This window comes from Janthinobacterium sp. 64, assembly GCF_002813325.1.
GTDB lineage: Bacteria > Pseudomonadota > Gammaproteobacteria > Burkholderiales > Burkholderiaceae_D > Janthinobacterium.
Genome location: NZ_PHUG01000001.1, coordinates 3,072,774 through 3,099,367, shown reverse-complemented (window position 1 = coordinate 3,099,367; position 26,594 = coordinate 3,072,774). Strand labels below are relative to the sequence as shown.

Sequence of the window (26,594 nt, the reverse complement as noted above, 5' to 3'; positions counted from 1 at the left end):
GGATGGCCGCACCGGCTGTGCCTGGGAGGCGCGGCCGGTGCCGGCAGCGACAAGACTCGATAGCGGAACATTCCGCACATACTGAATCAGGAGACAAGATGAAGAATCATTTGAATACCGCCGTGCGCGTACTGGCCGCAGTTGCCGCGATGACCGTGGCGACGGGCGCCTCGGCGCAAAGCGCCGGCACCTGGATGGCCAAGGTTGGCCTCAACAAGATCACGCCGCACGTCGACAGTGGTGACATTTCCGCACCGGCACTGCCGGGCACCAAGGCCGACGTCAAGGCCGATACCAAGCCCATCCTGACCTTTGCCTACATGATCACGGACAATGTTTCCGCTGAAATGATCCTCGGCGTGCCGTACAAGCACGACCTGATGGGCGACGGTTCGATCAAGGGTACGGGCAAGCTGGGGACGGCGGAAGCCTTGCCGCCAACGGCCTTCATCCAGTACCGTTTCTTCCAGCCCAATGCGATGATCCGCCCTTACGTGGGCGCTGGCTTGACGTATGCCTATTTCCAGAAGGAAAAAGGCTCGGGCCAGATGACGGCCTTGCTGGATCCGGGTGGAAAACCAGTGACGTATCGCATGGACAACAAGCTGACAGGCAGCCTGGTGGTCGGCAGCACCGTGGCCATCAACGAGCGCTGGTTTGCCGACGTGGCCGTGGTCAAGACCTATCTGAAAACCAAGGCGAAATTCTCGACGGGGCAGACGCAGGACATCAAGCTCGACCCGGTTGCCGTGAGTATCAGCATCGGGTACAACTTTACGCTGTAAAACAAAAAATCCGCCTCGGCGGATTTTTTTTTGTCCCGCTCAGGCTGGCGGTGTATTGAACTTTCCATTGTGGAAGATCAAGGGCGGCTGCGCGGCAAATGCGCATTGTTCCACTTCGCCCACGAAAATGACGTGGTCGCCTTCCGGATAGCGGCTGCGGTTGTGGCATTCGAACCAGGCCGATGCGCCTTTCAGGATGGGCTGGCCCGTGCGCGACAGTTCGTAGTCGACGTCGTCGAACGGGTTCGGCGTGCGGCGTGAAAAGCGCGTCGCCAGTTCCGCCTGCTCGGCGCCCAGCACATTGATGACGTAATGCGAGTTGCCGCTGAAAATGGGCATGCTGTTGGCCACGGAACCGAGGCTCCACAGCACCAGCGGCGGCGACAGCGAGACGGAATTGAAGGAACTGGCCGTCAAGCCGCGGAAACTGCCGTCGGCCAGGCGCGTCGTGATGACCGTCACGCCGGTGGCAAACTGCGACAATGCCTGACGGAAATGTGTCGTATCGAATTCTTGCGCTGGCGCGCGGGGAGAGCGTGTGTTCATGGGTGACCTGTCTATTTGCTGACATTATGCCAAAAATCGGCCGCGCCAGCGCAATCGTGGCCAGCATGCCCCTATGTGCGGTGCCTAACGCGCCGTTTCAAGCGGCGCTGCAGGCCATGGCGCTTTGCGTTACAGTGGCGAAATGATACGTCGCACAGGCGTTGCGGGAGGACATCATGCATCAACAGACGGAAGTGGCGGTAATCGGCGGCGGTTGTTTCTGGTGCCACGCTGCCGTGTATGCAGAGGTGCGCGGCGTCACGCGCGTCGAGGCCGGCTACACGGGCGGCAAGGTGCCCCACCCCAGCTATGAACAGATTTGCACGGGCGAGACGGGCCACGCGGAAGTGGTGGGCCTGGAATTCGATCCCGCCATCATCAGCTATCACGACTTGCTGGAAATCTTTTTTACCTTGCACGACCCCACGACCTTGAACCGGCAGGGAAATGATGTTGGCACGCAATACCGTTCCGTCATCCATTACCAGTCGGACGAACAGGAAAGCGTGGCGCGCCAGGTGATCGCCGAGATGGCCGGCGTGTGGGATGCGCCCATCGTCACGCAGCTGGCGCCGGCCGCCACCTTTTATCCGGCCGAGGATTACCACCAGAATTACGTCGCGCAGCATCCCTTGCAGGGCTATTGCGCGCTGGTCGTTGCGCCCAAGGTGGAAAAATTCCGCGCCATGTATGCGGCGCGCCTGAAGTGAACGCCCCGCGCGCCTGTCAGCTCGCCAGCACGGGTGCCGGCCTTGTCCCCTGCGTACGCTCCGGCGCATACATGTAGTTGCGCGACCACGGCAGGGTGGCGGAGCGCCGGCCGGCCTTCACGCAGACGATCTGGTACAGGCTGATCAAATCTTGCTCGAAGGCATAGGCGCAGCCGGCCAGGTAGACGTGCCAGATGCGGAAGCGCCGCTCCCCCGCCAGCGGGCGAATCTGCTCGGCATGGGCTTCGAAATTTTCCGTCCACAGGGCGCAGGTGCGCGCATAGTGGCGCCGCAGGTTTTCCACGTCCAGCACTTCCAGCCCCCCTTGCTGCATGGTTTTCAGGACATTGCCGATGTGCGCCAGTTCGCCGTGGGGAAACACATATTTCTCGATGAATTCGCCGCCCCCATACGGCGTTTCGCCATTCTCCGGGTCGGTCGAGGTGATGCCGTGGTTCATCGCCATGCCGTCCGGCGCCAGCAGCTTGTGGATGATGGAAAAGTAGTCGGGCAAGTGTTTCAAGCCCACGTGCTCGAACATGCCCACGCTGGTGATGCGGTCGAACTGGCCCGTCACGTCGCGGTAATCTTGCAGGCGGATGTCGATCAGGTGCGCCAGGCCGGCCGCCGCCACTCTTTCGCGCGCCAGCGCGCACTGGTTTTCCGACAGGGTCACGCCCACGCAGCGGGCGCCGTATTGCTGCGCGGCACGCATGACAAGCGCACCCCAGCCGCAGCCGATGTCGAGCAGGGTCTGGCCCGGCTGCAGCTGGATTTTCGTCAGGATATGGTCGATTTTCTTGATCTGCGCCTGCGCCAGGGTTTCATCGCCCTGTTCGAAATACGCGCAGGAATACACGAGGGCGGGGTCGAGAAACTGTTCATAAAACGCATTCGACACATCGTAATGGTAGCGGATGGCTTCGGCATCCTTGCGCTTGTCGTGCGTAAAGCTGCGCACGATGCGGGCCAGCTTGCCTTCCGGCTTCAAGGTATTGCGCGCAAGGGCATTGCAGATGGCAATCATGTCCATCGCCGTGCCCCTGACTTCGATATTGCCTTCCACATAGGCTGAACCGAGATTGGCCAGCGACGGGTTCAGCAGATAGCGGGCCGAGGCGACGGTCGGCAGGCGGATGGTGACTCTGGGCGTTTCGCTGGACAGGTCGACGTGCTGGCCGTTCCACAATTCGATGCGCAGCGGCAGGGCGGTCTTGCTGCGAATACCGGCGATCCAGGACTTGAGTTGGTTTTGTACAAACAAAATGGCCTCCAATGCAGCGGCCGCCATGGCAGCCGCAAATTGAGAAACAATGTCATTTAGTAACTTCTATCCTCATAGCCTACACCGATATTGACCAGCCTGCTTTGCGCCGCCTTGACTAGCCTGCTCAAGGTTGCAAGCGTTGCATGCTCCATTGCCCGTCAGCACCGCGCGTAAACACGATGCGGTCGTGGAAGCGCGAACGGCGTCCCTGCCAGAATTCGATGCGCTCCGGCTGCAAACGGTAGCCGCCCCAGTGGGCCGGGCGCGGCGGCTGGGCGTCGCCGACGGCGGCGGCCACGGCCTCGTAATGGCTTTCCAGTGTGGCACGGCTATCGATGGGGGCGCTTTGCTGCGAGGCAATCGCCGACAAGCGGCTTTGCAGGGGGCGCACGTTGAAATACTCGTCGCTCTCGGCCGCCGTGGTTTTCACCACCGTGCCTTCGATGCGCACTTGCCGCTCCAGCTCGCGCCAGAAGAACAGCAGAGCGGCGTTGGGATTGTGCTCCAGCTGCTGGCCCTTGTCGCTGTGGTAATTCGTGTACCAGGTAAAGCCGCGCTCGTCGAACTGCTTGATCAGCACGATGCGCGAGCTGGGCTTGCCGTCGGGAGTGACGGTGGACAAGTCCATCGCGTTCGGCTCCATCACTTGCGCGTTGACGGCTTCGGCAAACCATTTCTGGAATTGGGCGATGGGATCTGCCAGCACATCGGTCTCGCTCAGGCTCGATTGCACGTAATCGGTGCGCATGGCGGCCAGCACGGCGGCCGCGTCCGGCACTGCGGGCACTTCCGGCGCATCGGGCGCGATGCCGCGGCGGCGCTGCATGGCCGTGCCCAGCCGCTCCATCTGCTGCGCGCTGAACAGGCGCTTGGCCATCGGCGCCAAATGCCCCTCTTCCTTGCTCATGTGGGCTTGGTAGGCGGCGATGTAGGCGGCGACACCCTCGGCGGCCAGCTGCGTGCCCGTGCCGGCCGCGATGGCGTCCAGTTCCGGGCGCAGGGTCAGCCAGGCCTGGTCCATGCGCTGGTGGTCGGCCAGGATTTCCGGCACCAGGGTCGCCAGCAGGGCGGCATCGTCGCCCGTGGCGGTCGTCTGCAGCATGGGCATCAAATCCTGCTCTTCATCGTCATGGTGCAGATGGGCGGCTTTATTGAAATATTGCAACACCGCCTTGGCCGCCTGCTGCGCGTCCGCCGTGTTGCCGTGCTGCGCCAGATGGCCCAGCAGGTTTTGCAGGGTTGTCAGCTGCTTGCGGATCTTGTCGTGGCAATGCTTGAGCACGGCGATGGGCTGGTCAAAGCCGGGAACGGAGTCGAACAGGGGAGAGGTCATGGCGAGTTCTCGTGGTGGGCGGTGTGGGGGCATGGCGACAGTGCAGCTTGTCGCTGTGTCAATTCGGCTATTTTAGAATATCTGCCAGCGCAGTGTCCGTTAAAATGGCGCCATGCATACCTCCACCAATGAACTAATTTCCATGGACTTGACCGAGATCGATTTTGAACGGCGTTTCGGCGGCATTGCCCGCCTGTACGGCGCCCCCGCGTTGCAACGCTTCCGCGCCGCCCATGTGTGTGTGATCGGCGTGGGCGGCGTCGGTTCCTGGATCGTCGAAGCGCTGGCGCGCAGCGCCATCGGCCGCCTGACCCTGATCGACCTCGACAATGTTGCCGAATCGAACATCAATCGCCAGATCCAGGCCATGAGCGACACCATCGGCCAGGCCAAGATCACGGCCCTGGCCGAACGTATCGAGCTGATCAACCCCTTGTGCCAGGTCACGCAGATCGAGGATTTTATTGCCCCCGATAACCTGGAGCAGCTGCTGGGCGGGCGCGATTTCGACTACCTGGTCGACGCCATCGACAATGCCAAGGCGAAAGCGGCCGTGATCGCGTATTGCCGCGCGCGCAACATTCCCATGCTGACCATCGGCAGCGCGGGCGGGCAGACGGACCCGACCCTGATCGCCGTGCGCGACCTGTCGAAGACGGAACAGGAACCACTGCTCAAGCGGGTACGCAAACTGTTGCGCACCGAATATGGTTTCCCCCGTGGCGTGAAAAACAAATTCAATGTCGATGCCGTGTTTTCCATGGAGCCGCTGAGCACGCCCGAGAGCGCCGAAGCGTGCGCCATCGACGGCAGCGCGCCCGCCGGCGTCACGGGCCTGAACTGCGCCGGTTTTGGTTCCAGCGTGGTCGTGACGGCCAGCTTCGGCATGGTGGCGGCCGCCCATGCGCTGAAAAGCTTGCGCCAGGACAAATTAGCCGAGGTAGCTGTGTCGATACCGGACGCCGCCTAGCTTAGTCGCCTAGCTTAATTTCCTGCTGGCCAGGATGCGGTAGTCGCCGCTGCTTTTCAGCGATTCGACCAGCACCAGCTCGTCGGCCAGCCAGGCGATGGGCGCGAAGTCCTGGTCGGTGGGCGGCGGCGCCTGGCGCGCCAGGGTCACGTGCGGCGTAAAGCGGTCGTGCTCGAAGCGCGGCGCCAGATCCTGTTCCGCCAGGTTACGCATGCAGGCCGCGCGCAAGTCCAGCAGGGCGGGCGACGGCTGCGCCAGGGCGGCCCAGGCCAGCGCCAGCTGCGCAAAATGGCTGGCGTGATCGAACAGCAAGGGCATGGCGCGCGCCGGCAATTGTTCCAGGATATCGAGCAAGGCCGGCAGCTCGCTGGCCGGGCGCTGGCCGAGGAAGGCCAGGGTCAGGTGCAGTTTCTCGGCGCGCACGGGCTTGCCTTGCAAGCGCGCCTGCCAGGCGAGCAGGGCCGCGCGCGTGGTCGCATCGGGCCACAGGGCATAAAACAGACGGGGGCAATGGGTATCGGGCGACAAGTTTTTCCTATCGTTGCGGCGGTTTGCTATCATTGGCGTTCCCTGCCATGTTGGGTGCAGGGATCTCACCGAAACTCACTGAAAGAATACATCATGACGCGTAGCTCCGTTTTGTTTGCCCTGATCTGCTCCGTCGCCGCGTCGCTGGCGCAGGCACAGGCGCCAGCGCCTGTTCCCGCCTCCGCCGTCTCGCTGAGCCCCGGCCCTGTCGCCGATAAATTGATCATCATCGACAACAAGGTCGGCACGGGCAAGGAAGCGTCCGCCGGCAATGCCGTCACCGTGCACTACACGGGCTGGCTGTACCGTCCCCTGGCGAAAGATTCGCGCGGCAAGAAGTTCGACAGCTCCGTGGGCCGTGGCCCGTTTGACTTCCCGCTCGGCAAGGGCATGGTCATCAAGGGCTGGGACCAGGGCGTGGCCGGCATGAAAGTGGGCGGCAAGCGCACCCTGATCATTCCAGGCGAACTGGCCTACGGCCCGCGCGGCGCCGGCAATGGCGACATTCCGCCGAACTCGGCACTGATCTTCGACGTGGAATTGCTGGACGTGAAGTAATTGTTCAGTTTGGCGGCGGCGCATGCCCGCGCCGCCGCCATTTACCCTCTGAAACGCGGTAGACTGGGTTCTTCTGTAATTGCTGTGGAGACCACACCCATGAACATCGCCAACGACGTCACCGAACTGATCGGCAACACCCCTCTGGTGCGCATCAACCGCATCGCTGCCGGCAGTGTGGCCACCATCCTGGCCAAACTCGAATTCTACAATCCCGCGCACAGCGTCAAGGACCGCATCGGCCTGGCCATGATCGTCGCCGCCGAAGCGGCAGGCAAGATCCATCCCGATACCGTCATCGTCGAGCCCACGAGCGGCAACACGGGCATTGCGCTGGCCATGGTCTGCGCCGCGCGCGGCTACCGTTGCACCCTCGTCATGCCCGACACCATGAGCCGCGAACGGCGCATCCTGCTGCGCGCCTATGGCGCCGAGCTGGTGCTCACGCCCGGCAGCGAAGGCATGCTGGGCGCCATCCGCAAGGCCGAGGAAATGGTGGCGGCCGACCCGCGCTACCTGATGCTGCAGCAATTCAACAATCCCGCCAATCCCGCCATCCACCGCGCCACGACGGCCGAGGAAATCTGGCGCGACACGGATGGGCAAGTCGACATCGTCATCGCCGGCGTGGGCACGGGCGGCACGATTACCGGCATCGGCGAAGTGCTGAAGGAACGCAAGCCGGGCGTGCAAGTGATTGCCGTGGAACCGGAAGCGTCGCCGATGCTGTCGAAAGGCACGAAAGGGCCGCACCCGATCCAGGGCATCGGCGCCGGTTTCGTGCCGCAGATTTTGAACACGGCCATCTACGACGAAATCATCTGCGTCAAGAACGACGACGCGTTCGCCACGGCGCGCCTGGCCGCCAGCGATGAAGGTTTATTGGTCGGCATTTCGTCGGGCGCCGCCCTGTGGGCCGCCCTGCAAGTGGCGCGCCGCCCGGAAAACGCGGGCAAGACCATCGTCACCATCATCCCGTCGTTTGGCGAGCGCTACCTGAGCACGGCGCTGTATGCGGGCTTGGGCGACTGAGAACCTATCCGTCCGGCGGGGCTGCGCAGGTGGCCCCGCTTGAACTTGCCATAGCGAAATAGGCGCCAGGCAGACAGGGCAGGCGCAGTACAATATCGGACGGGCCGCAATGGTTCGGTCCGAATTGTGTCTTTGAATGGAAATATGTTCCTGGTAAAACCTGAACGCCGCCGCCTGCTGCAGGTGGGCGCGACCGTAGCTGTCATCGCGCTGGGCCTGGCCTCGCGCGCTTATCCCCAATTCCTTCCCGCCGCGCTTGGCAAATATCCGGGCGACGCCCTGTGGGCCATGATGATCGTCTTTGCGCTGGGCATCATCGCCACGCGCATGCGCACGTGGCAGCTGGCATTGTGGTCTTTGCTGATCTGCTTTGCCGTCGAATGTGGCCAGCTGGTCCAGGCGCCCTGGCTCGTCGCGCTGCGCGCGCATCCGCTGGGGCACCTGGTGCTGGGTTCCACCTTCGGCTGGGCCGACTTGATCGCCTACACGGCCGGTGTGGCGATCGCGGCGCTGGTCGATAAAGCGGCGCTGTTCAAGCGCCGCTAGTCTTACTTGGCGTTATCCTCCTTGAGGTTACCCTCCGCATCGCGCAATTCCACGGGCGCCAGCTTCAGCTTGCTCAATTGCGGGGCGATCTTCGCCTGGTCGCCCACGCCGATGACGATCAGTTTTTCCGGTTGCAGGTATTTTTTTGCCACCTGTTGCACCTGCTTGTCCGTCACGCCCGCAAAGCGCTGCGGCAGGGTCGCGTAGTAGTCGAGGCCCAGGCCGTAGATATACACGTTGGCCATGCTGGCGCTGATGCTGGCATTCGTCTCGAACTGGCCCGGCAGCGACAGCACCTGCGAATTGCGCGCATTCGACAATTCCTTCGCCGTTAAGGGCTTGGCGATCATGGCGCGGATTTCCTTGAAGGTTTCCGACACGGCCGGACCCGTCACATCGGTGCGCACGCCGGCGGCAATCGAGAACGGGCCTGGCTGGCTGCGGTACTGGAATTGCGAGCGCACGCCATACGTGTAGCCCTTCTCTTCGCGCAGATTATTGCTCAGCCGACTCGTAAACAAGCCGCCCAGCGCCGCATTCATTACTTGCAGCGGCGCATAGTCGGGCGTCGTGCGGGCCACGGCGATGGTCGACAGGCGCACGGCCGTCTGCGGCGCGCCCGGCTTGTCGACGAGGATCAGTTTGGCTTTCGTCGTGGCCGGCGCCGCCGTCACGGAAGGCGCCACCGTACCCGCCTTCCAGCTGCCGAACTTCGCTTCGGCCAGGCTCTTCAATTGCGCTTCGCCAATATCGCCCGAGACGATCAGGGCCGCATTGTTGGGCACATAATGCTGCTGCCAGAACGCCTGCAGGTCGGCGCGGCTGGTGGCTTTCAGGGCCGCTTCCGTACCCAGCTGGATGGTGCCATATGGATGCTGCGGGCCGTACAGGGCCGCCGCTTCCACGCGGGCCGCCACGGCCCCCGCGTTTTCGCGCTGCTGCGCCAGTTCGCCGATGCGGCTGGCGCGCTGGCGTTCCACCTCGGCCGCGGGGAATTGCGGGTGCTGCACCACGTCGGCCAGCACGTCGAGCGCTTGCGGAAACGTGGTTTTCAGCGAGGTCAGCTGGGCGAACGAGGCGTCCGCGCCGGAACCCGTGCCCAGGAAGGCGCCGAGTTGCGCCACGTCGTCGGCGATCTGCGGCGCGCTGCGCGTACTGGTTCCTTCCTGCAGCAATTGTGCCGTAAAGCCAGACAAGCCCGGCTGCGCCAGCGGATTGGCGCCCGAACCGCTTTTCACCACCATCTGGCTGGAGATCAGCGGCACGGCCGGGTTGTAATTGTGGATCACCGTCAAGCCATTGCTCAGCGTGAAGGACGTCGCTTGCGGCAGCACGATCTTTGGCGCGGGACCGGCGGCCGGCACCTTGTTACGCCACGGCTCGTCCGCATTGATGGCCGTGCCCGGCGCCGCCTTGACCTTGCCCGGCGCCGGTGTCGCCACTTCCGCGCCCAGGTCCGGCGTGCCCGGCACGCCATACACGACCACGCGCGCCTGGTTTTTCAGGTATTGATCGACGGCGCGCTGCACGCCGGCCGCCGTCACCTGGCGGTAGCGTTCGATATCCTTGCCCAGGTAGCCGGGGTCGCCCAGGTACTGGTTGTACTGGTTCATCATGTTGGCGTTGCCGCCCACTTTTTCCACCTGGCTCAGCATGCTCGTCTCGATGCTGTTGCGGGCGCGCTCGATTTCCTTCTCGGTAGGGCCGTTGGCGCGCAATTGCTCCAGCTCCGCCTGCATCGCTTGCTCGATTTCCTCGGGCTGGTGGCCGGGGCGGGCCGTCACGTCCACGCTGAACACCGAGGTGAGGGCGTTCGAGCTCTGGTTCGCGCCCACGTCCTGTGCGATCTGCTTGTCGTACACCAGCGACTTGTACAGGCGGCTGGACTTGCCGCCGGCCAGGATGTGCGCGGCCATCGACAGTTCCGCGTCATCCTTGGCGTAGGCGGACGGCGTCAGCCAGGCCATGAAGACGCGCGGCAACTCGACCCGGTCCTGCACCACGATGCGGCGTTCCTGCGTGATGGGCGGCGTCACGACATCGGGTTTCGGCACGGCGGGGCCGCTCTTGAAGCTGCCAAAATATTTGTTGACCAGTTGCTTGGTCTTCGCCTTGTCGATGTCGCCCGCGATCACCAGGCTGGCGTTGTTGGGACCATAGTATTTGGTAAAGAATTCCTTGATATCGGCCAGTTTCGCGTTCTGGATGTCCGCGTGCGAACCGATGACGCTGGCGTAATACGGGTGGGTCTTCGGGAACAGCTGGTGGTACAGCGCTTCCTGCACGATGCCGTACGGCGCGTTTTCCACGCTCTGGCGGCGTTCGTTGCGCACCACGTCCTGCTGGTTCGTCAGTGCCGTCTGGTCGAGCACGTCGAGCAGATAGCCCATGCGGTCGGAATGGGCCCACAGGGCCAGTTCCAGCTGGTTCGACGGCACCGTGTCGAAATAATTGGTGCGGTCGAAATCCGTGCTGCCGTTCGAATCGGTGGCGCCCGCGCCTTCGAGCAACTGGTCGGCCATGCCGCGCGGCACGTGCTTGGTGGCGGCAAACATCATGTGCTCGAACAAGTGCGCAAAGCCCGTCAGGCCCGGCGCTTCATTGGCCGGACCCACGTGATACCAGACATTGACGGCCGTGACGGGCAATTTATGGTCTTCCACGAGAATCACGTCGAGGCCATTGGGCAGCGTATATTTTTCGTACGCAACATTTGGCACGGCCGTGGCTGCCGTCGCGACGGCCGCAGCGGCGGCGTGGGCGAGGCTCAGGGGGGCGCCGTACAGCGACAGCAACAGGGCGGGTATGGCCAGCAATTTGATCGGTTTCATGCATGCTTCCAGGCTAGGGTGGGGGAAGACGCTGCGCTTGGCTCGTGGCTGGCGCAGCGCGACAGTGCTACGCTCGGTGCTACAGTTTATACAGCAGGGCCGCGCCGCCCAGCACCAGCAGCGCGCAGGCGAGCGAGACGATGGCGGCCGCGCCCAACAGGCGCCATTCGCGCGGCGTAAAGCCGGCCGGCGATGGCGCGGGCGCTTCCGGCACAGGCTGGGGCACGGCCGCCGGCAAGCCGCCCGCCGCGCGCGCCTGCGCCGCCAGCGCTTGCGTGGCAGAATCGAGCAGGGCCAGCTGGCGCTCGACAGTTTCCGCCAGCACCGCTTCGTTCAGCGCCACGAGGGCGAATATCGGATCATCGACGTCGATCTTGATGCCCGTCTTGTCGAACACATGGCTGCGCAGTTTGTGCTGGTCCATCTACCACTGCACCTTGTCGAGCTGTTCGAAGATGTCGCGGTAGACGACCTTGATGCGCTGTTTTTCCATGATGTTGAACTTGTCGTTCTGCATCACTTCCTGCATCGTCAGGCGTGCCGTATTCATTTTCTTGACGTCCGCGCCGAAGGTGTCGGGATTGCGCTGGCTCAAGGTGATGCTGCCTTTGACGCGCGCGCGGTTGTCGGCATACGACTGCGATTCGATAAACTGCTTGCCGGACGCCGATTGCAGCAGGCCGAAGTGTTCGTTTTGCCACAGCACCAGCGGCACTTTCGTCGCTTGCGCCGTGGCGACAAAACCCGTGGCCGTATCGTGCAAGGTGTCGCCGCCGCCGACGATGGTGTGGATGTACACCTTGCGGCCCGATTCTTCCAGCAGCGAGAAACAGTCGTTTTCCAGCAGATAGCCCATCAGCGGCGAAAAGGTATTCGCGCCATTGTCGATCACGCAGTTGCCGTCTGTTTCCAGGATGTCGATCATCAGCGCGTCAAAGCGTTTCGGGTCGATGTTGCGCGCATCCGTCATCACGGGCACGTGCTTGACCTGCATCGCCTTGTAGCGCGAGAACGTGGCGTTTTCCTGATCGGTGTCATAGCAGCGCAAGGGCGTGTCGTCCTTGCCGCCTATCCATTGGGCCAGCAGGGTCGATACCAGGGTCTTGCCGATGCCGCCCTTGCCCTGCAGGATGAAATGTACCGTGTTTTGCATTGCGACTACTCCAAGTTGTTGCGTCAGTGACAATCAAAGATCCGTGACAGCGGCGACTGGCATTTTTACCACAATCGGTTGCAAATATGCCATGCGGAACAGCGAATCTGGTTATGATGTTAATCAGGATACCATTGATACAGAGCAAGTTTTGTGTGAAAAATGCACCCCCAGAGTGTGAACGAGGACGCAGTGCCGATCTCCAGTCTCGATAAAGCCGACATTGACCGTTTGAATCAGCAAGCCCTGTCTTGCCTGGTCGGCAACCGCCGCCAGGCGCGCCGGCTGGCGCAGATGGCGCTGGCGGCGGCGCAACGGCAACAGTATGCGCGCGGCGGCGCGTATGCGGAACTGAATCATTGCTGGCTGGCGTATTACGCGGGCGAGGCCGAACCGTCGTGCGAGCGCCTGCACGCGTATTTCCAGCACAGCGGCGACCTGGATGGGGGCATGGAAGTGGCCGCCCTGCAGGGCGCATATGCGAGCCGGCGCGGCGACTTTGCCGATGCCGAGCAGCATTTCCTGCAAGCGCGCAGCCAGGCCGCGCAGATACCCGATTCCCTGCACAAATTCATGCTGTACGCGCGCCTGGGCGTCGACGCCCTGAACCGTGGCGATACGCAGGACGGCCCGCGCAACTTTTTGCTGGCGCTCGACATTGCCGAACGCTTCGGCAGCCCCGCGCACCGGGTCAACAGCCTGTCGAACCTGGCGTCGTCGCAGCATGACCTGGGCAACGATGAAGATGCGATTCCCCTGCTGGTCGAGGCACTCGGGATCATCGGCACGCAAAAATTGAAATACCAGCAAACCATCGTCTCAGCCAACCTGGCCATGTGTTTATTGGCTACGGGCAAGCCAGCCGAGGCGCTGGCGCTGGTCGAGCCGTTTTACGAGTGGCCGGAAGAAGACCTGGCCGTGCGCGCCTTTTTGTTTTGCATCGCCGCCCACGCCGCCATCTTGCTGCAGCGGCCCGACAGCGCCCTGCAACTGCTGTTGCGGGCAGAGGACTATGCGCGCCGCGGCCAGGACCTGGAAGAGCAAATGCATGCGTGGCTGGTGCGCGGCAAGCTGGACCTGCACGCGGGCCAGACGGCGCAGGCGCTGGCCTCGCTGACGCAGGCGCACAGCCTGCTGAGCTGGACGCGCAATCCGTTTCACCAGCAGCAGATTTTGCGCGGCTTGGCCGACATCAATGCCCAGCTGGGCGAATGGCAGGTCGCGTATGGCTATTTGCAGCAATACCAGGCCGCCTACGAGGCCAGCAGCAAATCGGCGCGTGCCTCGCGCAGCCTGATGCGCAACCTGGAAAAGGAAATGCACAGCCTGAAAGCCGAGCGAGACAAGGCGCTGGAACTGCAGGCGGCGCGCGAGACGGAAAACGTCAAGCTCGAGCACCTGAACCGCGAACTGGCGCACCAGATCCTGCACGTCAATTCGCTGCAGGACAGCCTGAAGGAGCAGGCCATGCGCGACCACCTGACGGGCTTGTACAACCGCCGCCATTTTGAAACCTGCCTCAATGCCATCCTGCACGAAGCCGATGCGGATGCGCCCGTGGCCATCGCCATCATCGACCTCGATTTCTTCAAGCGCGTCAACGACACCTACGGGCACAACTTCGGCGATGAAGTGCTGATCCAGTTCGCGCGCCTGGTGGAAGGCCAGTTGCGCGGCAGCGACATGGTGTGCCGCTATGGCGGCGAGGAATTCTGCCTGTTGTTGCGCGAAGCCGACAGCCTCATCGCGGCGCACAAGATCGACGATATCGCCGCGCGCTACCGCCAGTTGCTGATCCGGCAGGCGCCGCACAGCTTGACGGGCTGCACCTTTTCGGCCGGCATCGCCGAGTATCCGCGCCATGGCGCCGGCCGCCATGAATTGCTGCTGCGCGCCGACAGCGCCCTGTATGCGGCCAAGCAGGCGGGACGCGACCGCGCCTGCATCGCCGACGCTACTGGATAAAGCGCAGCAGTTCGCGCAGCGCGTGCGCCACGGCCTGCTCGCGCACGGCCTGGCGGTCGCCCGTAAACACCAGCCGCTGCGTCTGCACGCGACCGTCCATGGCCCAGCCGAAGCAGACGGTGCCGACGGGCTTGCCCGGCACGCCGCCCGTGGGGCCGGCGATGCCCGTGGTCGAGACGGCCACCTGGGCATCGCTGTGCGCCAGCGTTCCCAGCGCCATGGCGGCGGCCACTTCCTCGCTGACGGCGCCGTGTGCGGCGATCAGTTCGGCAGGCACGCCCAGCATGCCGCTCTTGGCGCCGTTGGAATAGGTGACGAAGCCCCGTTCGAACCAGGCGCTTGAGCCTGAGACGTCCGTGACGGCCTGGGCCACGCCGCCGCCCGTGCACGATTCGGCCGTGGCCAGCAGCAGGCCCTTTGCCTGCAAAGCCAGGCCGACGGCGGTGGAGAGGGGGACGAGTGCGTTGCTCATGGAAGACTCCTGCATGCGGTGAAAATGGTGGCGAGACTGTAGCATGGCCAACGGTAAAAGAAACTTTCCCCGGTACCAGCGAAAATGCGTACACTCTTTTATACATTTGCTACCACTTCGGGCCGGCAGGCGCTCTGTCGCTGCGCCACCCTGGTGCGCATCGCCCGAACCGGCAAGCGGCATGGTGCCGCGCCTTCGTATGCATTATCTTACTCGGTTGTCATGGCAATTCTGAACTGGACCTGGTGCCGTCATCCTGGCCCCCTGCGCCGCTCCGCGCGCGGCGCCGGCCGCCGCCCTCTTCGCTGGGGCTGGCTATTGCTGCTCCTGGGCGTGCTGTGCGCCGATGCGCGATCGCAGGTACCGGGGGAGCTGGAACGCCAGGTCAAGGCCGCGTATCTGTACAAGTTTGCCGGTTATGTCGAGTGGCCAGATGGCAGCTTTGCCCGGCCCGACTCTCCGCTGGTGATCGGCGTGGCGGGCGCCGATGCGCTGGCCGAGCAGCTCGAACAGAGCGTGGCCGGGCACAGCGTCAATGGCCGCGCCGTGCAGGTGAAAAAAGTGCGCCGCGGCGAAGCGCTGGCCGGGCTGCACGTGCTGTACCTGGGCGCGCTGGAAAAAACGGCGCTGCAGGAGATGCTGGCCGCCAGCCGTGGCCTGGCGTTGTTGACGGTGTCCGATTCGGATGAGGTCTACGCGATGGGCAGCATGATCAATTTTGTGATGGCCGAAGACAAGGTGCGCTTCGACGTGGCCTTGAAACCCGTGGCGCAGGCGCATATCCGCATCAGCGCGCGCATGCTGCTGGCCGCCTACCGCGTGCAGACGGGGGGCGCCTAGATGATACGACTGCGTTCCATCCGCCACAAGCTGATGTCGGTGGTCTTGCTGACCACCCTGGTGGCGCTCGCCATTTCGCTGGGCACCATCGTCGTCTACGACTTGCGCGCCTATCACCGCAACCTGGTGGCCGACATCAGTACCCAGGCCGAGCTGCTGGGGCACATGAGCTCGGCCGCGCTGGCCTTCGATGACGAGCGCCTGGCGCTGGAAAACCTCAACCTGATGCGCATCCGCCCGCGCGTCACGGCCGGCGCCCTGTACAAGGCCGACGGCAGCCTGTTTGCCAGCTATCGCGCGAACGAGCGCGTGGGCGCGCTGCCGGCAAAGGCGGGCAAGGAAGGCGAAAGCATCGCCGGCAGCTCGGTGGAATTGTTCAAGCCCATCGTCGACAATGGCGAGCTGCTGGGCACCGTGTATCTGCGCGCCGATTATGAGCTGTCCGGCCGCACGGCCGATTACCTGGCCATCGCGCTGGGCGTGACGGTGCTGGCGCTGCTGGTGGCCTTGCTGCTGCTGCGCCGCCTCGATTTCGTCATCACGCAGCCCATCCTCGATATCGCCGACGTGGCGCGCGAAGTGATCGAGACGGGCGACTACTCGCGCCGCGCGCGCAAGCTCAGCGACGACGAAGTGGCGCAGCTGGTCGATTCCTTCAACAAGATGCTGGCCGAGATCGAGCTGCGCACGCACGCGCTGGAACGCTCGAACGGCGAACTGGCGCGCGAGGGCGAACAGCGCACCGAGGCGCAGCAGGAAGTCATGCGCCTGAACCAGGAACTGGAAGTGCGCGTGCACGAGCGCACGATGCAGCTGGAAATGACGAATGGCGAACTGGCCATGGCGATGGAAGAGGCGCGCAGCGCCAACTATGCCAAGTCGGCCTTCCTGTCGTCGATGAGCCATGAATTGCGCACGCCGCTGAACGCCATCCTGGGCTTCGCGCAAATCCTCAGTTCCGACCGCCTGCCGTCGACCCTGGAGCAAAAGAAGGAATTCGCCGGCCATATCCTCAAATCGGGACGCCATTTGCTCACCTTGATCAATGAAATTCTCGACCTGGCCAAGGTCGAGTCAGGCACGGTCAGCCTGTCACTGGAACCCGTGGGCCTGGACGCCATCTTGCAGGAATGCCGCGACATGATCGCGCCGCTGGCCAGCCAGCGCGGCATCGGCATGGCCTTCCCCGACGCCTGTCCCCTCAACGTGCTGGCCGACCGCACGCGCCTCAAGCAAATTCTGTTGAACCTGCTGTCGAATGCGCTCAAGTACAACTGCGAGCAGGGGCAGGTGGCCATCGAATGCGCGCCGCACGCGTGCGGACGGGTGCGCATCAGCGTGCGCGACACGGGCGTGGGGCTCGATGCCGAACAGCTGGCGCTGCTGTTCCAGCCCTTCAACCGGCTGGGGCAGGAGGGCGGCACGGAAGAAGGCAGCGGCATCGGCCTGGTGGTCACCAAGCGCCTGGTCGAGCTGATGGATGGCAGCATCGGCGTGACCAGCGCGCCCGGCGAGGGCAGCACCTTCTGGATCGAGCTGCGCGTGGTCGACGCCTTGCCCGTACCCGTGGCCCCGGCCTTGGCGCGGCCGGACCTGGCCGGCGCGCTGCTCGAACACAGCGCCCCCGTGACCTTGCTGTACGTGGAAGACAATCCCGCCAACCTGACCCTGGTCGAGGAAATCGTGCGCTACTGCCCGCAATTGCAGCTGCTGACGGCCACCGATGGCCGCCTGGGCGTGGAGATGGCACGCACGCATTTACCGCAACTGATCCTGATGGACATCAACCTGCCGCATGTGAACGGCACGGATGCGCTGAAACTGTTGCGCGCCGATCCGCGTACGGCGCACATCCCCGTCATCGCCCTGACGGCCAACGCCATGCCGGGCGACGTCGAGCGCAGCATGGCGCTGGGCTTTTACCGCTATCTGACCAAGCCGATCAACCTCGATGAATTTACCGAGGCGATCAACAGCACGCTGGCCTATCTGGCGCAGCAGCGCCGGCAAAAGGGAGCAGGCGCGCCATGATCAGCCAGGCCGATATCTATGCGGCGAAAATTCTCATCGTCGACGACCAGGAAGTCAATCTGCGCCTGCTCGAGCACTTGCTGGGCAGCGGCGGCTACTCGGCCATCAGCAGCACCCTCGACGCGCGCGCCGTGGCCGGATTGCACCAGCGCCACCAGTTTGACCTGATCATCCTCGACCTGGTCATGCCCGGCATGAGCGGCTACGACGTGATGGATGCCTTGCGTCCGCTGGAACTGGAAGGCTATTTGCCCGTGCTGGTGATCGCCGCCGACCCGGACGCCAAGCTGGCCGCGCTGGAAGCGGGCGCGCGCGACTTCATCAGCAAGCCCTTCGACGCGCTCGAAGTGCTCACGCGCATCCGCAACATGCTCGAAGTGCGGCTGCTGCACCGCGCCGCGCGTCACTACAACACCCTGCTCGAACGCACGGTGGGCCAGCGCACGGCCGAACTGCAGCGCTTTCGCGGCGCCATGGACGCCACCACCGACGCCATCTTCCTCGTCGACGTGCTGGGCATGACCCTGGTCGACGTCAACGACGGCGCGTGCCGCCTGCTCGGCTATGCGCGCGCCGAACTGCTGGCGCTGGCCCCTGGCACCTTGCTGCCGTCGCCGCCGGCCCCGCCACTGGCCGCGCTGCCGGGCGGCCCGGCCCACCTGGCCACGGAAGTGACGGAATGCGAACTGTTGCGGCGCGACCTGAGCCCGGTGCCCGTGGAACTGGGCTGGCACTGGTATGCGCAAGCGCCCGTGGGGGGAGGGCAGTCCACGGGCGGCCTGCTGCTGATCGCCGTGGCGCGCGACATCAGCGAGCGGCGCCAGGCGCAGGAGCGCCTCAAGCACCTGGCCCATTACGATGGCTTGACGGGGCTGCCGAACCGCAGCCTGTTCTACCAGACGCTGGCCCAGGCCGTCGAACTGGCGCAGGAAAAGAGCTGGCGCATCGTGGTGCTGTTCATCGCGCTCGACCGCTTCAAAAGCATCAACGACACCCTGGGCGCGGCGCTGGGCGACGAGCTGCTGCGCCAGTTCAGCAACCGCCTGGTCGAATGCGTGCGCCTGCGCGACACGGTGGGGCGCCTGGGCAACGACGAATTTGCGCTGATACTGACCATGAGCCGCAACCAGCAGGAAGCCGTGGCGGTAGCGAACCAGGTGCGCGAAGCCTTGCGCGCGCCGTTCGACTTGCGCGGCCATGCGGCCACCCTGACGGCCAGCATCGGCATCGCCATGTATCCGGACGACGCCACCGATCCGGAAACGCTGATCAAGTACGCGAATACGGCCATGGGCGGCGCCAAGCAGGCGGGGCGCGATGGCTATCGCTTTTTCACGGCCGGCATGAACGTGCAGGTACTGGCGCGCCTGGACCTGGAACTGGCGCTGCGCCATGCGCTCGAACACGATCAGTTCATCCTCTACTACCAGCCCAAGGTGGACTTGCGCACGGGCCGCATCAGCGGCGTGGAAGCGCTGCTGCGCTGGCGCCGTCCCGGCTACGGCCTGGTGGCGCCGGCCGAATTCGTGCCGGTGCTGGAAGACACGGGCCTGATCGTGCGCGTGGGCGCCTGGGTGATCCATGCCGCCTGCCGCCAGATCGCCGAGTGGCGCGACAGCGAAGTGGGGCCCGTGCACGTGGCTGTGAATGTGTCGAGCCGCCAGTTTGCCGAAGGCGACCTGGAAGGCGAAGTGACGCGCGCGCTGGCGCAGCACAATGTAGCGCCGGAATTACTGGAGCTGGAACTGACGGAAACGGCGCTGATGTCGAACGCCGAGCGCACCATCGTCGTGCTGGGCAAACTGAAAAAAATCGGCGTCAAGGTGGCCATCGACGATTTCGGCACCGGTTATTCGAGCCTCGCGTATCTGCAGCGTTTCCCCATCGACAAGCTGAAAATCGACATCGCCTTCGTGCGCAACATCACCAGCAACCCGAACGACGCGGCCATCGCGCTGGCCATCGTCAGCATGGCGCACAGCCTGAAACTGAGCGTGGTGGCCGAGGGCGTGGAGTCGCGCCCGCAGCTCGAATACCTGCGGCGCAACCGCTGCGACGAGATCCAGGGCTTTTATTTCAGCCGCGCCCTGCCGGCGCTGGAACTGGGGCAGATGATCGCCGCCGGCGCCGGCCTGCCGCCCGGCCACGATCCCGCCGCCCAGCCCGCGCAGACGCTGCTCATCGTCGACGACGACGTCAACGTGCTGTCGTCGCTGCACCGTTTGTTCCGCTCCGAGGGCTACCAGATTCTCACGGCCAGCACGCCGGCCGAAGGGTTTGAAATGCTGGCCCTGCACCGGGTGCACGTGATCGTCTGCGACCAGCGCATGCCGAGCATGAGCGGCACGGAGTTCCTCAGCAAGGTGAAGGAGCTGTACCCGGAAACCATCCGCATCATCCTGTCCGGCTACACGGGCCTCGAAGCGGTGCTCGACTCGATCAACCGCGGCGCCATCTACCGTTTCTACACGAAACCGTGGGACGACACCCAGCTGCGCGACAACATCCGCCTGGCCTTCCAGCACTACTGGATGGTGAACCAGCCGGGGCTGGCGCGGGCGGCGGTGCGGTAGCTCAATCGCTGAAGTGGTCGAAAGAACTCAACGCCAAATCGAGCGGCAAACCTGCCGCATCGACCAGCCGCAAGCCTGTGTGCGCCTCAATGCGTCCGACCCTGGTGACTGGCGTGCCGCAGCTGGCCGCCAGCGCGGCGATGGCGTCGCGCGACGAGGCGCTCGCCGTGAAGCACAGCTCATAATCGTCGCCGCCGGCGGCCGTGTAGCGGCGGCGCAGATGCATGTCTTGCCGCGCCAGCACGGGGCCGGCCGGCAGGGCGTCGACGTCGAGGGTGGCGCCCACTTGCGACGCTTTCAATATGTGCCCCAGGTCTCCCACCAGGCCGTCGGAAATGTCGATGGCCGCATGTGCCAGGCCCGCTTCGGCCAGGGCGCAACCGAGCGCCACGCGCGGCGTGGGCGTGTGCATGCGCGCGGCGGCCATCAGCAGGTCGTCTGGCGCCAGTTCCTGTTCCACGCGGTAGCCGGCCAGCGCCAGGCGCGCGTCGCCCAGCGTGCCGCTGACCCAGATGTCGTCGCCCGCCACGGCCGCGCTGCGGCGCAGGGCCTGGCCAGGCGCCAGTTCGCCAAAGACGGTGATGCAGATATTCAAAGGGCCCTTGGTGGTGTCGCCACCGATCAGTTCGCAATTAAACGCATCGGCCAGCGCAAACAGGCCTTCGGCAAAGCCGGCCAGCCAGCTGCGCTCGGCTTGCGGCAGCGCCAGCGCCAACGTGAATGCCACGGGACGCGCGCCCATGGCGGCCAGGTCGGACAAATTCACGGCCAGGCTTTTATGCCCGAGCATGCGGGCGTCGGCGCCGGCAAAGAAGTGCCGGTTCTCGACCAGCATGTCCGACGAGATGGCGATCTGCTTGCCCGCCGCTGGCGTAATCAGCGCGCAATCGTCGCCGATGCCCAGGGTGGCGCGGCCGGTGCGCTGGCGCACGAAATAGTGTTTGATCAGGTCGAATTCGGAAAGCGCGTCGTGTGGGGCCATGGCGTAGTCTGTGCGTTGAGTGATGGTTTGGCCCGGCTATTATAGGCTGGCCTACAATACGGGTCTTTTCCACTGCCGAGCGACTTGTCATGCCCATTCTCGATATTCACGTCTTACTGCAATCCTGGCTCGATCACGGCTGGCTGCGCGACCCGCAAGCCGTCGGCTTGAGTACTTTCGAGGCGCAGGAACTGGTGGCGTGGGGCTTCGACGCCATCAGCGACGGCGGCCAGCTGTGCCTGTACGAGGACGAGCGCCTGTTCCGCAGGGGCAAGCGGTCTGTGCAGGCGTCGTTCAAGGCGTATCTGCAGCGCGGCCAGCTGGGCGCGAATGGCCTGGACCTCGGCTATCAGGTGCACCTGGCCGGTTTCCTGCGCGCGGCGCGGCAGCCCTTGCCGGCGTTTCGCGTGCTGCTGGAACAGGGCGGACGCAGCGGCGCCCTGCTGTTTGAGAATGGCCTGGTGCTGCAGTTTGCCGCCAACTTGCGCGGCAAGCCCCGGCATTACTATCTGACCCTCGTCGAGGGGCACGTGGCCGACGCCCAGCTTCCCGACCGCGACAGCGATATCGACTTGCGCGCGGCCAGCGTGGGCCATGTCCAGGCCCTGTACGACAGCCGCGACCCTGCCGAACTGCAGCGCCTGGCACGGCGCGGCAATGCGGCGCTGCGCGAGCTGGCGCAGCTGCTTGCCTAAATTTCCTTCGCCTGCGCCATGCCCTGCAACAGCTTGGCCAGCAACTGGTCGAGCTGGCGCTGCTCGTCGGCGCTGAGCGCCGACAGCATGGCGCGCTCGTTCTCCACGTGCAGCAGCACCAGCTTGTCAATCAACTCCAATCCCTTCGGCGTCAGGGCCACCAGCACGCCGCGCCGGTCCGTCGGGTGCTTCTGGCGTTCGATCAGGCCGGCCGCTTCCAGCCGGTCGATGCGGTTGGTCATGCCGCCCGAGGACAGCATGGCTGCCTCGTACAGGGCCGTCGGCATCAAGCTGTAGGGCGCGCCCGAGCGGCGCAAGGTGGCCAGCACGTCGAACTCGCCCGGTTGCAAGCCGTGTTCGGCAAACAGCGGGTTGAGCCAGTCGCGCGCCATCAGCTGCGCCACCGTGCCCAGCTGGCCCACCAGCTGCATGGCGGCGGTATCCATCTGCGGCAATTCACGCTGCCATTGTGCGGCGGCAAATTGCGCGCGCGTGTGTTCTTGCGGGGTAGTTGTCATGGGGTAGTCATTTATCTCGACATCAAGATAGATTTCTATCTTTATGCTAAGATACTTTTCATCGAGTCATATTTGATGACGCATTAAACCATGTGCCTCCCAGCGAGGCAAGGACTATCCCATGCCATCCGCACGACCTGCCGTATCCCCTTCTTCAACGTCTTCGGCCCTGCTGGTGGCCGCCATCATCCTGCTGGGCTTGAACTTGCGGCCCATCCTGGCCGCCATCGGGCCCTTGCTCGACAGTATCCAGGCCAGCACGGGCATCAGCAATGCCGACGCGGGCTTGCTGACCACCGTGCCCGTGTTCGCCATGGGCGTGTGCGCGCTGGCGGGCGCGCAGCTGCAGCGCCGCCTGGGCGTGGCGCGTGGCATCTCGCTGGGCATCGCCATCATCGCTGCCGCCTGCGCGCTGCGCTGGCCCTTGCATGGCAGCGGCGGCCTGATTGCCACGGCGGCCCTGGGTGGCCTGGGCATCGCATTGGTGCAAGCCTTGCTGCCAGCCTTCATCAAGCGCCATTTCCCCCAGCGGGCGGGCCAGTTGATGGGCTTTTATACGACCGGCATCATGGGCGGCGCGGCCATTGCCGCCGCGTCCGCTTCACCGCTGGCGCAAAGCTGGGGCTGGAGCGCGCTGCTGGCCCTGTGGGCGCTGCCGGCCGTGGCGGCCGCCCTGCTGTGGCGCCGTGCATCGGCCGCGCGCGTGGAGATATCTACCGGCGCGGGCGCGAGCCTGCCCATGGGCAGTGGCCGCGCCTGGCTGCTGATGGTGTTTTTCGGCATCGGCACGGGCGCCTACACGCTGGTGCTGGCCTGGCTGCCGCCGTTTTATACGGAACTGGGCTGGAGCGCGGCCGACAGCGGCTTGCTGCTCGGCGCCCTGACCCTGGTGGAAGTGCTGGCGGGACTGGTGATTTCCAGCGTCATCCACCGCTTTCCCGACCGCCGCATCCTGCTGCTGTCCGTCTTGTTGTCCGTGCTGGGCGGCCTGGCTTGCCTGATCGTGGCGCCGGCGCAACTGGCTATTCCCGCCGTGGTCTTGCTCGGTTGCGGCATCGGCGCTTTGTTCCCCTTGTCGCTGATCGTCAGCATGGACCATGTGACGGACCCGGCCGGCGCCGGCGCCCTGCTCGGTTTTGTACAGGGTGGCGGCTACATCATCGCCAGCAGCATGCCCTTCATCGCCGGCCTGATCCGCCAGCATTCGTCCAGCCTGGCCCAGGCGTGGATGGTGATGGCCGGCGGCGTGGTGGTGCTGCTGCTGATCGCCGTGCGCTTCACGCCGGGGGCGCGGCTGGCGTCGCCAGCGGGAAAAATCGCGTAGGCTATCGGTTTTTCCCCGCGAGAAAGATGTACCACCATGGCTGACGATATGGCTGCGCCACCCTCCCTGCTGCCCGCCAACGGCCGCATCGTGCTGTCCGGCGAGGATGCGCTGCGCATCCTGCGCGAGATCGAATTCCTGCTGCAGTCGCTGCATCACATCGGCCGCCACTATTATCCCGACGGCGACGATGACGGCGCCGATGCCGAGCGCCGTGCGCAGTATTGCGCGGAAACGACGCGCTTCATCGACGAGGAGCAAGCGACGACGCGCCTGGCGCTGATGCGCCGCATCCTGTCCGCAGCGTTCGACGCCACTCTGGGCGCCGATGACATGGACGATATCGAGCGCGCCGTCGAAGCGCTGCCGCTGTGGCGTGCTCCCGGCCAATGATCACAAAAACTAATTGAAATCTAAAATTCGATAGTTTTTACTGCTGGGGACGTTTGTGCCGCCGGACGGCCTTACAATGCTAGGTTATGCGTTTTCGTGATATCAGACTGTGGCTAGCGGAAAATACCTAGCTAATTGAAAGAATTGGTCTGATAAAATCCGGAACACCCGATCGACCAAACAGGAAGGCTGCACAGCATGGATTCGTCATCTGATAAAAAAGAAGAATTGCGTCAACAATTGCGCTTGGCCGCACTCGAATATCACGAGTGCCCGCGCCCCGGCAAAATCAGCGTGACGCCCACCAAACAACTGACCAACCAGCGCGACCTGGCGCTGGCCTACTCGCCAGGCGTGGCAGCTCCGTGCGAAGAAATCGTCATCGATCCGGCCAATGCCTATAAATATACGGCGCGCGGCAACCTGGTGGCCGTCATTACCAACGGCACGGCCGTGCTGGGACTGGGCAATATCGGCCCGCTGGCCGCCAAACCGGTGATGGAAGGCAAGGGCGTGCTGTTCAAGAAATTTGCCGGCATCGACGTCTTCGACATCGAAATCAACGAGATGGACCCGGATAAACTGGTCGACATCATCGCTTCGCTGGAACCGACCTTCGGCGGCGTGAACCTGGAAGACATCAAGGCGCCCGAGTGCTTCTATATCGAGCGCCAGCTGCGCGACCGCATGAAGATTCCCGTCTTCCATGACGACCAGCACGGCACCGCCATCATCGTCGGCGCGGCCATCCTGAACGGCTTGAAAGCCGTCGGCAAGCAAATCGCGGACTGCAAGCTGGTCGTCTCGGGCGCGGGCGCCGCGGCGCTGGCCTGCCTGGACCTGATCGTCGACCTGGGCTTCCCTTTGAAAAACATCTACGTCACCGACCTGGCCGGCGTGGTCTACAAGGGCCGCACGGAACTGATGGACCCGGACAAGGAACGCTTCGCGCAAGACACGCCGCTGCGCACCCTGGCCGAGATCATCCCGGACGCCGACATTTTCCTCGGCGTGTCCGCCGGCGGCGTGCTCAAGCAAGACATGGTGCGCAAGATGGCGCCGAATCCGCTGATCCTGGCGCTGGCCAATCCGAATCCGGAAATCCTGCCGGAAGAAGTCAAGGCCGTGCGCAGCGACGCCATCATCGCCACGGGCCGTTCGGACTATCCGAACCAGGTCAACAACGTGCTGTGCTTCCCGTACATCTTCCGCGGCGCCCTCGATTGCGGCGCCACCACCATCACGCGCGAGATGGAAATCGCCGTCGTGCACGCGATCGCCGACCTGGCGCATGCCGAGCAGTCGGATATCGTGGCCACCACGTATGGCATCAGCAACCTGTCGTTCGGTCCTGAATACCTGATCCCGATGCCGTTCGACCCCCGTTTGCTGATCAAGATCGCGCCAGCGGTGGCCAAGGCGGCCGAGGAATCGGGCGTCGCCACGCGTCCGATCAAGGACTTGCAAGCGTACGCGGACAGCCTGCAGCAATTCGTCTACCGCAGCGGCACCTTCATGAAGCCGCTGTTCCTGATGGCCAAATCCACGCCGGCCGAACTCAAACGCATCGTCTACGCCGAAGGCGAAGAAGAGCGCGTGCTGCGCGCCGTGCAAGTGGTGGTCGATGAAAAACTGGCGCGTCCCATCCTGGTCGGTCGTCCACCCGTGCTCGAAGCGCGCATCCAGAAATTCGGCCTGCGCCTCAAGCAAGGCGTCGACTTCGACGTCATCAACCCGGACTTCGACGAGCGCTATCGCGATTACTGGAATACGTACTACGCGATGACGAGCCGCAAGGGCGTCACCGAGGAATACGCGAAGCTGGAAATGCGCCGCCGCCACACCCTGATCGGTTCGATGATGATCCACAAGGGCGACGCCGACGGCATGATCTGCGGCACCTTCGGCACGACCCAGCTGCACCTGAAATACATCGACCAGGTGCTGGGCAAGCGCGCCGGCAGCAACGTGTATGCGGCCATGAACGTCCTGATCATGCCGGAGCGCCAGCTGGTGATGGTTGACACGCACGTCAACGAAAACCCGGACGCCGGGCAATTGGCCGAGATCACCATCATGGCCGCCGAAGAGATGACCCGCTTCGGCCTGTCGCCGCGCGCGGCCCTGCTGTCGCATTCGAACTTCGGTTCCAGCGACAGCGCCTCGGCGCAAAAGATGCGCGCCGCGCTGGCCATCATCAAGGAACGCGCGCCGGACCTGGAAATCGACGGCGAAATGCACGGCGACACGGCCCTCGACAGCAAGCTGCGTCAAAAACTGATGCCAAATTCGGCACTGAAGCACGATGCCAACCTGCTGGTCATGCCCAACATCGAGTCGGCCAACATCGCCTACAACCTGGTGAAAACGGCGGCCGGCAACGGCATCGCCGTGGGGCCGATCCTGCTCGGCTGCGCCAAGCCCGTGCACATTCTGACGCCATCGGCCACCGTGCGCCGCATCGTCAACATGACGGCCCTGTGCGTGGTCGACGCCGTGGCACAGCGCAAAGCCTAAGCGCTAGCTGCACATGAAAAGCCGC

24 protein-coding genes are annotated in these 26,594 nt (G+C 64.1%); 14 read left to right on the top strand and 10 right to left on the bottom strand.

Annotated elements, in window-relative coordinates:
* Positions 1-98 precede the first annotated feature (98 nt).
* On the top strand, positions 99-785 hold the full coding sequence (locus CLU91_RS13650) for an OmpW/AlkL family protein (RefSeq protein WP_198521328.1): 687 nt from the start codon (positions 99-101) through the stop codon (positions 783-785).
* A 39-nt stretch (positions 786-824) separates the two neighbouring features.
* Here the strand turns inward: CLU91_RS13650 and CLU91_RS13645 are convergent, their stop codons facing one another.
* Entirely contained in the window at positions 825-1,331 is a 507-nt protein-coding gene (locus CLU91_RS13645; protein WP_100874599.1) for a flavin reductase family protein, read from the bottom strand.
* Between the two features lie 176 nt (positions 1,332-1,507).
* Between CLU91_RS13645 and msrA the strand changes: the two genes are divergently transcribed.
* Positions 1,508-2,041 (top strand): peptide-methionine (S)-S-oxide reductase MsrA, encoded by a 534-nt coding sequence (gene msrA / locus CLU91_RS13640; protein ID WP_100874598.1) that lies wholly within the window; start codon positions 1,508-1,510, stop codon positions 2,039-2,041.
* A 16-nt stretch (positions 2,042-2,057) separates the two neighbouring features.
* On the opposite strand, the gene CLU91_RS13635 is transcribed toward msrA, so the two are convergent.
* Positions 2,058-3,305, bottom strand: a complete 1,248-nt coding sequence (locus tag CLU91_RS13635; protein ID WP_100876728.1) for an SAM-dependent methyltransferase — start codon at positions 3,303-3,305, stop codon at positions 2,058-2,060.
* A gap of 127 nt (positions 3,306-3,432) precedes the next feature.
* On the bottom strand, positions 3,433-4,641 hold the full coding sequence (gene pdxH, locus CLU91_RS13630) for a pyridoxamine 5'-phosphate oxidase (protein WP_100874597.1): 1,209 nt from the start codon (positions 4,639-4,641) through the stop codon (positions 3,433-3,435).
* A 112-nt stretch (positions 4,642-4,753) separates the two neighbouring features.
* Here pdxH and tcdA point away from each other — a divergent pair, with 112 nt between their 5' ends.
* Complete coding sequence (gene tcdA, locus CLU91_RS13625; RefSeq protein ID WP_232730740.1) at positions 4,754-5,611, top strand: tRNA cyclic N6-threonylcarbamoyladenosine(37) synthase TcdA; 858 nt, start codon at positions 4,754-4,756, stop codon at positions 5,609-5,611.
* A 9-nt stretch (positions 5,612-5,620) separates the two neighbouring features.
* Here tcdA and thpR read toward each other — a convergent pair whose 3' ends face one another.
* On the bottom strand, positions 5,621-6,139 hold the full coding sequence (gene thpR, locus CLU91_RS13620; RefSeq protein WP_157814694.1) for an RNA 2',3'-cyclic phosphodiesterase: 519 nt from the start codon (positions 6,137-6,139) through the stop codon (positions 5,621-5,623).
* A 93-nt stretch (positions 6,140-6,232) separates the two neighbouring features.
* Between thpR and CLU91_RS13615 the strand changes: the two genes are divergently transcribed.
* The 3 genes from CLU91_RS13615 to CLU91_RS13605 all read left to right on the top strand — a co-directional run bounded on the left by CLU91_RS13615 (position 6,233) and on the right by CLU91_RS13605 (position 8,275).
* Positions 6,233-6,697 (top strand): FKBP-type peptidyl-prolyl cis-trans isomerase, encoded by a 465-nt coding sequence (locus CLU91_RS13615; protein ID WP_099401727.1) that lies wholly within the window; start codon positions 6,233-6,235, stop codon positions 6,695-6,697.
* Between the two features lie 99 nt (positions 6,698-6,796).
* Complete coding sequence (gene cysK, locus CLU91_RS13610) at positions 6,797-7,729, top strand: cysteine synthase A (RefSeq protein ID WP_100874594.1); 933 nt, start codon at positions 6,797-6,799, stop codon at positions 7,727-7,729.
* A gap of 144 nt (positions 7,730-7,873) precedes the next feature.
* The gene (locus CLU91_RS13605) at positions 7,874-8,275 is read left to right on the top strand and encodes a ribosomal maturation YjgA family protein (protein WP_100874593.1); all 402 of its coding nucleotides are present in this window, start codon (positions 7,874-7,876) and stop codon (positions 8,273-8,275) included.
* Between the two features lie 2 nt (positions 8,276-8,277).
* On the opposite strand, the gene CLU91_RS13600 is transcribed toward CLU91_RS13605, so the two are convergent.
* From CLU91_RS13600 to CLU91_RS13590, 3 genes are all read right to left on the bottom strand, one after another.
* Positions 8,278-11,106, bottom strand: a complete 2,829-nt coding sequence (locus CLU91_RS13600; protein WP_100874592.1) for a M16 family metallopeptidase — start codon at positions 11,104-11,106, stop codon at positions 8,278-8,280.
* Between the two features lie 79 nt (positions 11,107-11,185).
* The gene (locus tag CLU91_RS13595) at positions 11,186-11,530 is read right to left on the bottom strand and encodes a hypothetical protein (protein WP_198521327.1); all 345 of its coding nucleotides are present in this window, start codon (positions 11,528-11,530) and stop codon (positions 11,186-11,188) included.
* Positions 11,531-12,259, bottom strand: a complete 729-nt coding sequence (locus tag CLU91_RS13590) for a hypothetical protein (protein ID WP_100874591.1) — start codon at positions 12,257-12,259, stop codon at positions 11,531-11,533.
* A gap of 192 nt (positions 12,260-12,451) precedes the next feature.
* On the opposite strand from CLU91_RS13590, the gene CLU91_RS13585 reads away from it, so the two are divergent.
* Positions 12,452-14,224 carry a GGDEF domain-containing protein gene (locus tag CLU91_RS13585; protein WP_232730739.1) on the top strand — a complete coding sequence of 591 codons (1,773 nt, stop codon included), beginning with the start codon at positions 12,452-12,454 and terminating at the stop codon, positions 14,222-14,224.
* Here CLU91_RS13585 and CLU91_RS13580 read toward each other — a convergent pair.
* The gene (locus tag CLU91_RS13580; RefSeq protein ID WP_100874589.1) at positions 14,214-14,696 is read right to left on the bottom strand and encodes a CinA family protein; all 483 of its coding nucleotides are present in this window, start codon (positions 14,694-14,696) and stop codon (positions 14,214-14,216) included. The genes CLU91_RS13585 and CLU91_RS13580 overlap by 11 nt on opposite strands.
* A gap of 222 nt (positions 14,697-14,918) precedes the next feature.
* Between CLU91_RS13580 and CLU91_RS13575 the strand changes: the two genes are divergently transcribed.
* The 3 genes from CLU91_RS13575 to CLU91_RS13565 are packed head-to-tail and all read left to right on the top strand — an operon-like array spanning position 14,919 to position 20,140.
* Positions 14,919-15,536, top strand: a complete 618-nt coding sequence (locus CLU91_RS13575) for a YfiR family protein (RefSeq protein ID WP_157814693.1) — start codon at positions 14,919-14,921, stop codon at positions 15,534-15,536.
* The gene (locus CLU91_RS13570) at positions 15,537-17,567 is read left to right on the top strand and encodes an ATP-binding protein (protein ID WP_100874587.1); all 2,031 of its coding nucleotides are present in this window, start codon (positions 15,537-15,539) and stop codon (positions 17,565-17,567) included.
* The gene (locus CLU91_RS13565) at positions 17,564-20,140 is read left to right on the top strand and encodes an EAL domain-containing protein (protein ID WP_100874586.1); all 2,577 of its coding nucleotides are present in this window, start codon (positions 17,564-17,566) and stop codon (positions 20,138-20,140) included. Before CLU91_RS13570 ends, CLU91_RS13565 begins: the two co-directional genes overlap by 4 nt.
* Position 20,141: 1 nt before the next feature.
* Here the strand turns inward: CLU91_RS13565 and thiL are convergent, their stop codons facing one another.
* The gene (thiL, locus tag CLU91_RS13560; protein WP_100874585.1) at positions 20,142-21,122 is read right to left on the bottom strand and encodes a thiamine-phosphate kinase; all 981 of its coding nucleotides are present in this window, start codon (positions 21,120-21,122) and stop codon (positions 20,142-20,144) included.
* An 89-nt stretch (positions 21,123-21,211) separates the two neighbouring features.
* Here thiL and CLU91_RS13555 point away from each other — a divergent pair, with 89 nt between their 5' ends.
* Positions 21,212-21,817 carry a hypothetical protein gene (locus tag CLU91_RS13555; RefSeq protein WP_100874584.1) on the top strand — a complete coding sequence of 202 codons (606 nt, stop codon included), beginning with the start codon at positions 21,212-21,214 and terminating at the stop codon, positions 21,815-21,817.
* Here the strand turns inward: CLU91_RS13555 and CLU91_RS13550 are convergent.
* A complete protein-coding gene (locus CLU91_RS13550) occupies positions 21,814-22,335 on the bottom strand; it encodes a MarR family winged helix-turn-helix transcriptional regulator (protein WP_100874583.1) in 522 nt (173 codons plus the stop codon). The two genes, CLU91_RS13555 and CLU91_RS13550, sit on opposite strands and share 4 nt — an antisense overlap.
* Positions 22,336-22,456: 121 nt before the next feature.
* Between CLU91_RS13550 and CLU91_RS13545 the strand changes: the two genes are divergently transcribed.
* The 3 genes from CLU91_RS13545 (at position 22,457) to CLU91_RS13535 (ending at position 26,569) form a co-directional block, all read left to right on the top strand.
* Positions 22,457-23,659 carry an MFS transporter gene (locus CLU91_RS13545; protein WP_100874582.1) on the top strand — a complete coding sequence of 401 codons (1,203 nt, stop codon included), beginning with the start codon at positions 22,457-22,459 and terminating at the stop codon, positions 23,657-23,659.
* 36 nt (positions 23,660-23,695) lie between these two features.
* Positions 23,696-24,052 (top strand): hypothetical protein, encoded by a 357-nt coding sequence (locus tag CLU91_RS13540; protein WP_198521326.1) that lies wholly within the window; start codon positions 23,696-23,698, stop codon positions 24,050-24,052.
* 198 nt (positions 24,053-24,250) lie between these two features.
* The gene (locus CLU91_RS13535) at positions 24,251-26,569 is read left to right on the top strand and encodes an NADP-dependent malic enzyme (protein ID WP_100874581.1); all 2,319 of its coding nucleotides are present in this window, start codon (positions 24,251-24,253) and stop codon (positions 26,567-26,569) included.
* The last annotated feature ends 25 nt before the right edge of the window (positions 26,570-26,594 follow it).

Excerpts from the sequence above, each read along its gene's own strand:
- CLU91_RS13590 (WP_100874591.1), bottom strand. The coding sequence starts at position 12,259 with ATGCAAAACACGGTACATTTCATCCTGCAGGGCAAGGGCGGCATCGGC.
- CLU91_RS13580 (WP_100874589.1), bottom strand. The coding sequence starts at position 14,696 with ATGAGCAACGCACTCGTCCCCCTCTCCACCGCCGTCGGCCTGGCTTTG.
- CLU91_RS13570 (WP_100874587.1), top strand. The coding sequence starts at position 15,537 with ATGATACGACTGCGTTCCATCCGCCACAAGCTGATGTCGGTGGTCTTG.
- CLU91_RS13595 (WP_198521327.1), bottom strand. The coding sequence starts at position 11,530 with ATGGACCAGCACAAACTGCGCAGCCATGTGTTCGACAAGACGGGCATC.
- cysK (WP_100874594.1), top strand. The coding sequence starts at position 6,797 with ATGAACATCGCCAACGACGTCACCGAACTGATCGGCAACACCCCTCTG.
- pdxH (WP_100874597.1), bottom strand. The coding sequence starts at position 4,641 with ATGACCTCTCCCCTGTTCGACTCCGTTCCCGGCTTTGACCAGCCCATC.
- CLU91_RS13650 (WP_198521328.1), top strand. The coding sequence starts at position 99 with ATGAAGAATCATTTGAATACCGCCGTGCGCGTACTGGCCGCAGTTGCC.
- CLU91_RS13550 (WP_100874583.1), bottom strand. The coding sequence starts at position 22,335 with ATGACAACTACCCCGCAAGAACACACGCGCGCGCAATTTGCCGCCGCA.
- CLU91_RS13565 (WP_100874586.1), top strand. The coding sequence starts at position 17,564 with ATGATCAGCCAGGCCGATATCTATGCGGCGAAAATTCTCATCGTCGAC.
- CLU91_RS13605 (WP_100874593.1), top strand. The coding sequence starts at position 7,874 with ATGTTCCTGGTAAAACCTGAACGCCGCCGCCTGCTGCAGGTGGGCGCG.
- CLU91_RS13615 (WP_099401727.1), top strand. The coding sequence starts at position 6,233 with ATGACGCGTAGCTCCGTTTTGTTTGCCCTGATCTGCTCCGTCGCCGCG.
- tcdA (WP_232730740.1), top strand. The coding sequence starts at position 4,754 with ATGCATACCTCCACCAATGAACTAATTTCCATGGACTTGACCGAGATC.
- CLU91_RS13545 (WP_100874582.1), top strand. The coding sequence starts at position 22,457 with ATGCCATCCGCACGACCTGCCGTATCCCCTTCTTCAACGTCTTCGGCC.
- thiL (WP_100874585.1), bottom strand. The coding sequence starts at position 21,122 with ATGGCCCCACACGACGCGCTTTCCGAATTCGACCTGATCAAACACTAT.
- CLU91_RS13600 (WP_100874592.1), bottom strand. The coding sequence starts at position 11,106 with ATGAAACCGATCAAATTGCTGGCCATACCCGCCCTGTTGCTGTCGCTG.
- CLU91_RS13575 (WP_157814693.1), top strand. The coding sequence starts at position 14,919 with ATGGCAATTCTGAACTGGACCTGGTGCCGTCATCCTGGCCCCCTGCGC.
- msrA (WP_100874598.1), top strand. The coding sequence starts at position 1,508 with ATGCATCAACAGACGGAAGTGGCGGTAATCGGCGGCGGTTGTTTCTGG.
- CLU91_RS13540 (WP_198521326.1), top strand. The coding sequence starts at position 23,696 with ATGGCTGACGATATGGCTGCGCCACCCTCCCTGCTGCCCGCCAACGGC.
- CLU91_RS13645 (WP_100874599.1), bottom strand. The coding sequence starts at position 1,331 with ATGAACACACGCTCTCCCCGCGCGCCAGCGCAAGAATTCGATACGACA.
- CLU91_RS13555 (WP_100874584.1), top strand. The coding sequence starts at position 21,212 with ATGCCCATTCTCGATATTCACGTCTTACTGCAATCCTGGCTCGATCAC.
- CLU91_RS13535 (WP_100874581.1), top strand. The coding sequence starts at position 24,251 with ATGGATTCGTCATCTGATAAAAAAGAAGAATTGCGTCAACAATTGCGC.